This is a genomic window from Kitasatospora sp. NPDC058190, assembly GCF_042883685.1.
Classification (GTDB): Bacteria; Actinomycetota; Actinomycetes; order Streptomycetales; family Streptomycetaceae; genus Kitasatospora.
Genome location: NZ_JBHVVI010000045.1, coordinates 60,824 through 66,823, shown reverse-complemented (window position 1 = coordinate 66,823; position 6,000 = coordinate 60,824). Strand labels below are relative to the sequence as shown.

The following is a 6,000-nucleotide window of genomic DNA, read 5'->3' as shown; positions in this document are numbered from 1 at the left end:
CCCTTGGCGAGCCAAGGGGGCGCCGCAACGAAAGCAGAGCGGAAATTCAGACCGCCTGCTCGATGTGTTCGAAGATGTCGGAGTCCGTCTCCTTCTGCCAGTCCGGCAGGTCATCCCAGTCGGCAACGTAGCTCGGCTTCGGGTCCGGGATGTGCTTGTGGATCTGGGCGATCCAGCACAGGGCGACGAAGCGTCCCTTCTGCTCCCGGGTGAGCTTGGCGGTCGTGCCGCCACTCACAGCGACGAAGTCACGAACCTGGCCGAACACGGCGTCAGCCGACTGGCGCTCCCAGTCCGGAGTCTCTTCCCAGGGAGTGATGTAGCCCGGCTTCGGCTCGCCAGGGAAGTGCTTCTTGACCCCGGCGATCCATGCCTCGCGGAAGATCCGGCCGTCCTCGTTCTCCATGCTCAGTCCTCTCGTCGTCTGTTCAGGATGGAATCGCGGGCAGACTTGCGATCTGGCTACTCAGGGCAGCGATGCGTCGGTCGGCCTTGAGCGGTTCCAGCTCCCCTTGAAGCTCCCGCAACTTGCGGCAGACATACCCTGATCCGCTCTGCTGGGCGAGCGTCAAGGCTTCACCGGCGTAGCACAGTAGGTGATCACTGTCCCTTCGCTGGACCCCGAGTATGGCGAGATCGGTGAGAACGCTCCCCCGACGACGGACGGAGAGAGTGTGGTTCAACGCCTCGGTGAGGGACTTCTCTGCGAGATCAGGTCTGCCGAGCCGGATGTAGCAGGTGCCTCGTTCCTCGGCCAGCCGGGAGCCGTCGAACCGCAGCCAACCACCGTTGTGAACCTGCCCGCTCAGTGAGTGGACCTGTCCGGCGAATTCCAGAGCTCGGTTGCACGAGTCGAGGTCTCCCAGACCGGCGAAGGCCTCGGCTTGAACGGCAGCCACCCAATGGCGCGTCGAGAGTTCTCGATCCCCATGCTTGGCCACCTCTGAAGCGGCGTTCAGCATGGGGATAGCCCTGGCGAACCGCCGCTCGTAGAGACTGATGAAGGCGTGCCGGGTCAGGGCGCAGGCCCAGAGATCATAGGCACCGGCCTCGCGAGCCGCACTGGCGGCCAATGCGTAGCAGTGTGAGGCATCCGTGTAGCGGTTGCTGTCGAAGAAGATCTCGCCAGCAAGCTGGAAGAGGTCTGCGGAGTGGATGCAGAGCTGCTTGTGCCCAGCCTCGTTCTGGGTCCGTTCGAAAGCCTCGATGAGCGCGCTGAGCTGTTCTCGAACCATCGGGTAGACCGTCGACTTGGCGCGGGCGAACGAGAAGCTCTGCCACAGGTGCGCGTTCACCCGGCCGTGCACGCCCGAATCGACGGCCGACGGCCCACTGGCTAGTTCCACGGCCTGCCCCCAGCTGAGGGGTGGCAGCGTGACCAACGTACCGGTGATGCTCAGCATTTGAAGGAACTCGCGACGGTTCATTTCGTCAACTTGATCCGCATCTAAGTAGATCCAGGGAGCCGCAGAGTCGGTTGGGATGATGACCCCCGCCTCCGGAAGGGCCGATACCGGATCACCATCGTGCGGCCGCGGTCCGAGTAAGGCTTCGAGCTCCGCGGTGGTGACCTTCAAGAGCCGGGCGAGCCTGGGCCGGAGGTGTGGCTGCGGCTCGGTCTCGCCGCGCTCCCAACGGGCGACCGTCGAGCGGTCGACGCCGAGCGCTTCGGCGAACCTCTCCTGACTGTAGCCCAGGGCCTTTCGCTGTCGTGCCAACTGTGGCCTGGTAGCCGCCATGCCTGCTGCCTCTTCGCTCTGCCGATTTATTGGTCCAGGTCAGAGCTCCTGGTGCATCGAGTATGCATCAGAGGCGCACCCGCATTGCTCTGGTTCGCACCAACTCCCTCTTGTTTCCTGGGTGTTGCGGCAAGCGTGCCGCGACGAGAACACGCGAAGGCGCACGGTTCGCCGAGACTTCGACTTGGAGTGGAACGGCTATGAGTCCGCTGAACACCGTGATTGTGCCGGTGCTCTGTGCATGGGACGTCGAGGCAGACCTCGCGGCAGTGCCTCTGGCCCGCCGAGAGGTCGCCCAACTCGTTCGATCCTGGGGTGTCCCTATAACGGACAATGAGGCGCGCGACGTGGAGCTGTGTTCGGACGAGTTGCTGGCCAACGCCGTTGAGCACACGGGCGACCAGTGCCGTGTGACAGTCCGATGGACCGGCGTGCGCCTGCGGGTCGAGGTCTCGGATTCGAGTCCGAAACCGCCCGGTAGGGGCACGGCCGACGACACGGCCACCAACGGCCGTGGCCTTCTCCTCGTGGAGGCCCTAGCTCACTCCTGGGGCTGGTACCCGGTGGAGACGGGCAAGGTCGTATGGTTCGAGGCTGCGCCCGACCAGATCAGTGACGGTAGAGGCGCGGCTCGCCGTACGGGTCTTCATGACTCATGTTCGGGTACAGCAGTCGGGGCGAACCCACAAGAATGCGCCGGAGACAGAGGTCGTCCGGCGACTACCCCCTCCACCTCGTCTCGGTACGAGATCCGCGCAATCGACTCCCAGAGCCCCCATTTCATCCTGCTGGAGTGCTGGGGGATCTACGACCGCGAGCAGCACGAGTACGTGCGCGTTCCGGGCTCCTCGGACCGAATCAGACGCTTTTACACCGTGTCGGCCGCTGAGCGGCACCTGCGCTACTCCGGCATCTGATGACCCGGGTTCACCAGGCCGTGCAGCCTTGGCCGACCTCCACCGCTATCAGGCCAGTCAGAACATCCCGATGACGTATGACGCTCCTCGGGGAGGTCCCGCCACTCGCGGCATCTCCCCGGGCTACTCAACAGAGGAGGGAAAGTGCACAACCTGATCGTCAGTCCGTTCCTGGACGAGTACTTGTTGGTGCGACCCGGCAGCCGTGGCGGCTTCCGACTCCCGGAGGCCGGCTACGAAGAGTTGCGTGCCCACGACCCTGCCCAAGCAGCCCCCTCTTGGTTTTCGGCTGCCGTGGGCTCGCAGTGGGCCGACCTGGACATCGCCGGACGGCCTGCGGGCGCGTTCCTTCTCGTACGACAGCCCACCCAGTGGGGGTACTCCCGGGCGTCGTGGGAGATCAACCTCGGCTGCAACTACGCCTGCAAGCACTGCTATCTGGGGCTCAAGGTCAACTCGGGCATGCCCTTGGCGGACAAGCTGACCTGCCTGCGAATCATGGCAGAGGCCGGTGTTCTGTTTCTCCAGATCACCGGCGGCGAGCCCACCGTGGACAAGGACTTCATCGCGTCCTACCGGGCCGCGTTCGAGCTGGGCATGATGATCACAATCTCGACGAATGCCTCGCTGCTGTGGCGCGAGAACCTGCTCCGCCTCTTCCGGGACTGCCCGCCCTACCGGATCACGGTGTCGATGTACGGCGCCACGAAGGCCAGCTACGACGAACTGACGCAACGTCCGGGCGCCTGGGACCTGTTCGTCCAGGGGATGAACGCCGCGCGGTACGCCAAGCTCCCGCTGCGGGTGAGCATCGTCGTCACCGAGGACAACGCGCACGAGGAACAGGCGATGATCGACCTGTCCCGGTCGTGGGGGCTGGAGTACAGCGTCTTCACCAACATGACGCCGACGATCTACGGCGGCGCCGAGTCCCTGGCCGCGCAGTCCAAAGAGCACCTGCGGATGCGCAAGCCGTTCGCCGGGTGCAACGCGGGTCACACCTTCTTCCACACCGACCCGCATGGTCTGGTGTCCATCTGCAAGATCGGCCGTGACGACCAGATCAGCCTCCCTGCCGAGGGGATCGACGGCCTCGCCCGGCTCGGCGCCATCGCCGACCGCCTCATGCTTCGCACCGGTGGCTGCTCCGGCTGTCAGCTCTCGGGGTCGTGCACCGTGTGCCGGCCGCTGGCCAAGCACTACCAGGAGGCGAAGGCACCACTCAGTTCCTACTGTCAGCACGGAATCAAGAAAGCAGGGTGAACATGACCGCTGTCGCTGTCGAACTCTCCCCCAGGTGCCCGCTGCCGGGCGACGGCCCGACCCAGCGCCTGCCGTACCTGACGCGGCCCCTCCAGGCCACCGCCCAGCCGGTCACCGAGATCACCATGGTGACCGACCTGGACGACGTCATGGAGTCGATCAAGTGCTCGTGCTCCGCAGGCGACGACAACCCGCACTGATCGCGATCAGTCAGTAACGCTCAGGCCTTGACGCGGTTCGCGTCGGGGCCTGAGCCCCGTGTGGCAGCCGAGTAGCGTGGGTGCATGGGATTCCGCTGGGACTGGATGCACCCCCGCATCTCCGTACCGTACCTGCCGACACTCGGCCCCCTTCACCCCGACGTGATGAGCCCGGAGCTGTTGGAGGACGTGTTCGCTGTCGCCGGTACTGGCGGCTTTCTGCCCCACGACAAGGACCGGCGATGGTCGGACCGCAAGGACGAGTGGGTCGTGGTGGACGACATCGTCCAGGATCGGGAACGGACCCTGATCCCGACAATCACTGGTCGCGGAATCCTACGGCTCCACCTCTACGGGGCCCGAGGGCACCTGCTCGAAGCCCGGGAAGCAGCCGCCAAGCTCGCCACAGTCCACGCTGCCGAGAAGGCCCGCGTCGTGTGGTTCCAGGAAGGCCCGGACACGTCTGCTTCATGCAACCGGGTCCAGCTCAGGACCTTCGACCGACACGCTCCCGCCGTGGACGGAATCGAGATCCTCTCCGACGTGCCCACACAGGTAGCGGAGACCTTCGAGGACTTCTCCGCGAAGCTGGCCGGCGAAGGATTCGCCTTCCTGAACTCCAGGCTCGATACCGTTGGCCCCGTAATGGTCGCGGTACGGAACAGCCAAGTGTCCGGTGCCATCGGCCCGATGGAAACGATGCCCGACCCGATCGGGCAAACCCGGCTCCTGCCACAGTACTTCGGAGTTTTGCCGGAGTGTCGAGGGCTCGGACTCGGGCGCCGGCTGTGGCGGGCGGCCATGCACTGGGGGCGGGAGCACGGTGCCGACTACCAGCTGCTGCAGACCACCGTTGGCGGCGCGTCCGACCGCCTCTGCCAAAGTGAGGGGCTGATCGACCTCGGCTTCGTCTGCGCCTCGGGCGCCTGAGCAGATCGGGCCCCGAGGGGCCGGGCCGATCGAGCCGCCAGCAGGGCGGTGCGAGCGCGGCTGGCGCCTCTGGCCGCCACGGAAGCGGCGCAGCTACTGGCGGCGGATCGCTTCACGAAACCGACGCAGGCACGGCAGATGCCGGGACGGGGGACGGGGTCGCGGCACTCCCTGCACTCGGTGTACCGGGCGGAGGGAGAGCGCTCCGGGGTGCGGGGAGGCGGCATCTTGTGGTGCAGGCGGTAGCCGAGCACGGCCGGTGCCGAGTGCATGGGGGTGGGCAGGCCCGGCAGCAGGGCTTGGGCCAGCTCGGTTGGCGTGCTGCCGCGTTGAAGCCATTGGGCCACCAAGGGCGCCAGTTCTTCTGCCTCGGATTGGCCCAGGCGCAGGCGGGGTTCGGGGCGGATCACTCGGAACAGGGTGGCCACCGCTTCCCGGAGTTGTTCGTCCGGCGCCGTGGGCGGCTGGCCCGGGCGCGAGTTCTCAGCGGTGGCCGGGCGCGGGGGGAGGGTGGTTTCTTGGTCCGGTTTCTTTACTACAGGGAGGTCTGCGCACCCGGTGGTTGGTTCACCGGACGCCGGGTGGGTGGCAGCCGGTGCCCTCAGCCGCGGGGTGTCGTAGACGTGGTTCTCGGTGCGGACAGTGCCGTCGGGCAACCGGATCGTTTCGACGCGGTAGAAACCGGCGTCGGTGAGTTCCTTGAGAGCCTTGCGAATTGCTCCCCGGCCCTGGGGGCTGGTGTCGGCCATGTGCCGGCCGTCCTCGCGCCAGCCGTCGGGGCGGGAGAGGAGGTCGGCGAGGAGGCCTCGGGCGGTGTAGCTCAACTTCCTGTACTGCAAGACGGAGTTGGGCAACACGGTGAAGTGGCGTGCGTGTTGGGTACGATGTACTCGCATCGGGAGTCCGACTCCTGGTGCCGGACCCCGGGGTGTTGGTAGCACCGCCGGGGTC

At 66.2% G+C, this 6,000-nt stretch carries 6 protein-coding genes; 4 read left to right on the top strand and 2 right to left on the bottom strand.

All coding sequences use genetic code 11. The features are described from left to right. Window positions 1-46 precede the first annotated feature (46 nt). Both ACFVWU_RS21490 and ACFVWU_RS21485 read right to left on the bottom strand, forming a co-directional pair. Window positions 47-406, bottom strand: coding sequence for a hypothetical protein (locus ACFVWU_RS21490; RefSeq protein ID WP_387623243.1), 360 nt, complete (start codon window positions 404-406; stop codon window positions 47-49). Between the two features lie 22 nt (window positions 407-428). Then, window positions 429-1,718, bottom strand: a complete 1,290-nt coding sequence (locus ACFVWU_RS21485; protein ID WP_387623240.1) for a helix-turn-helix transcriptional regulator — start codon at window positions 1,716-1,718, stop codon at window positions 429-431. A gap of 221 nt (window positions 1,719-1,939) precedes the next feature. On the opposite strand from ACFVWU_RS21485, the gene ACFVWU_RS21480 reads away from it, so the two are divergent. The 4 genes from ACFVWU_RS21480 to ACFVWU_RS21465 all read left to right on the top strand — a co-directional run bounded on the left by ACFVWU_RS21480 (window position 1,940) and on the right by ACFVWU_RS21465 (window position 5,049). After that, the gene (locus tag ACFVWU_RS21480; protein ID WP_387623238.1) at window positions 1,940-2,656 is read left to right on the top strand and encodes an ATP-binding protein; all 717 of its coding nucleotides are present in this window, start codon (window positions 1,940-1,942) and stop codon (window positions 2,654-2,656) included. A 144-nt stretch (window positions 2,657-2,800) separates the two neighbouring features. Continuing rightward, on the top strand, window positions 2,801-3,919 hold the full coding sequence (locus ACFVWU_RS21475; RefSeq protein WP_387623236.1) for a radical SAM protein: 1,119 nt from the start codon (window positions 2,801-2,803) through the stop codon (window positions 3,917-3,919). 2 nt (window positions 3,920-3,921) lie between these two features. Beyond that, complete coding sequence (locus ACFVWU_RS21470) at window positions 3,922-4,119, top strand: hypothetical protein (RefSeq protein ID WP_387623233.1); 198 nt, start codon at window positions 3,922-3,924, stop codon at window positions 4,117-4,119. Window positions 4,120-4,203: 84 nt separating this feature from the next. Then, window positions 4,204-5,049, top strand: coding sequence for a GNAT family N-acetyltransferase (locus ACFVWU_RS21465; RefSeq protein ID WP_387623230.1), 846 nt, complete (start codon window positions 4,204-4,206; stop codon window positions 5,047-5,049). Window positions 5,050-6,000: the final 951 nt, after the last annotated feature.

Excerpts from the sequence above, each read along its gene's own strand:
- ACFVWU_RS21480 (WP_387623238.1), top strand. The coding sequence starts at position 1,940 with ATGAGTCCGCTGAACACCGTGATTGTGCCGGTGCTCTGTGCATGGGAC.
- ACFVWU_RS21465 (WP_387623230.1), top strand. The coding sequence starts at position 4,204 with ATGGGATTCCGCTGGGACTGGATGCACCCCCGCATCTCCGTACCGTAC.
- ACFVWU_RS21470 (WP_387623233.1), top strand. The coding sequence starts at position 3,922 with ATGACCGCTGTCGCTGTCGAACTCTCCCCCAGGTGCCCGCTGCCGGGC.
- ACFVWU_RS21490 (WP_387623243.1), bottom strand. The coding sequence starts at position 406 with ATGGAGAACGAGGACGGCCGGATCTTCCGCGAGGCATGGATCGCCGGG.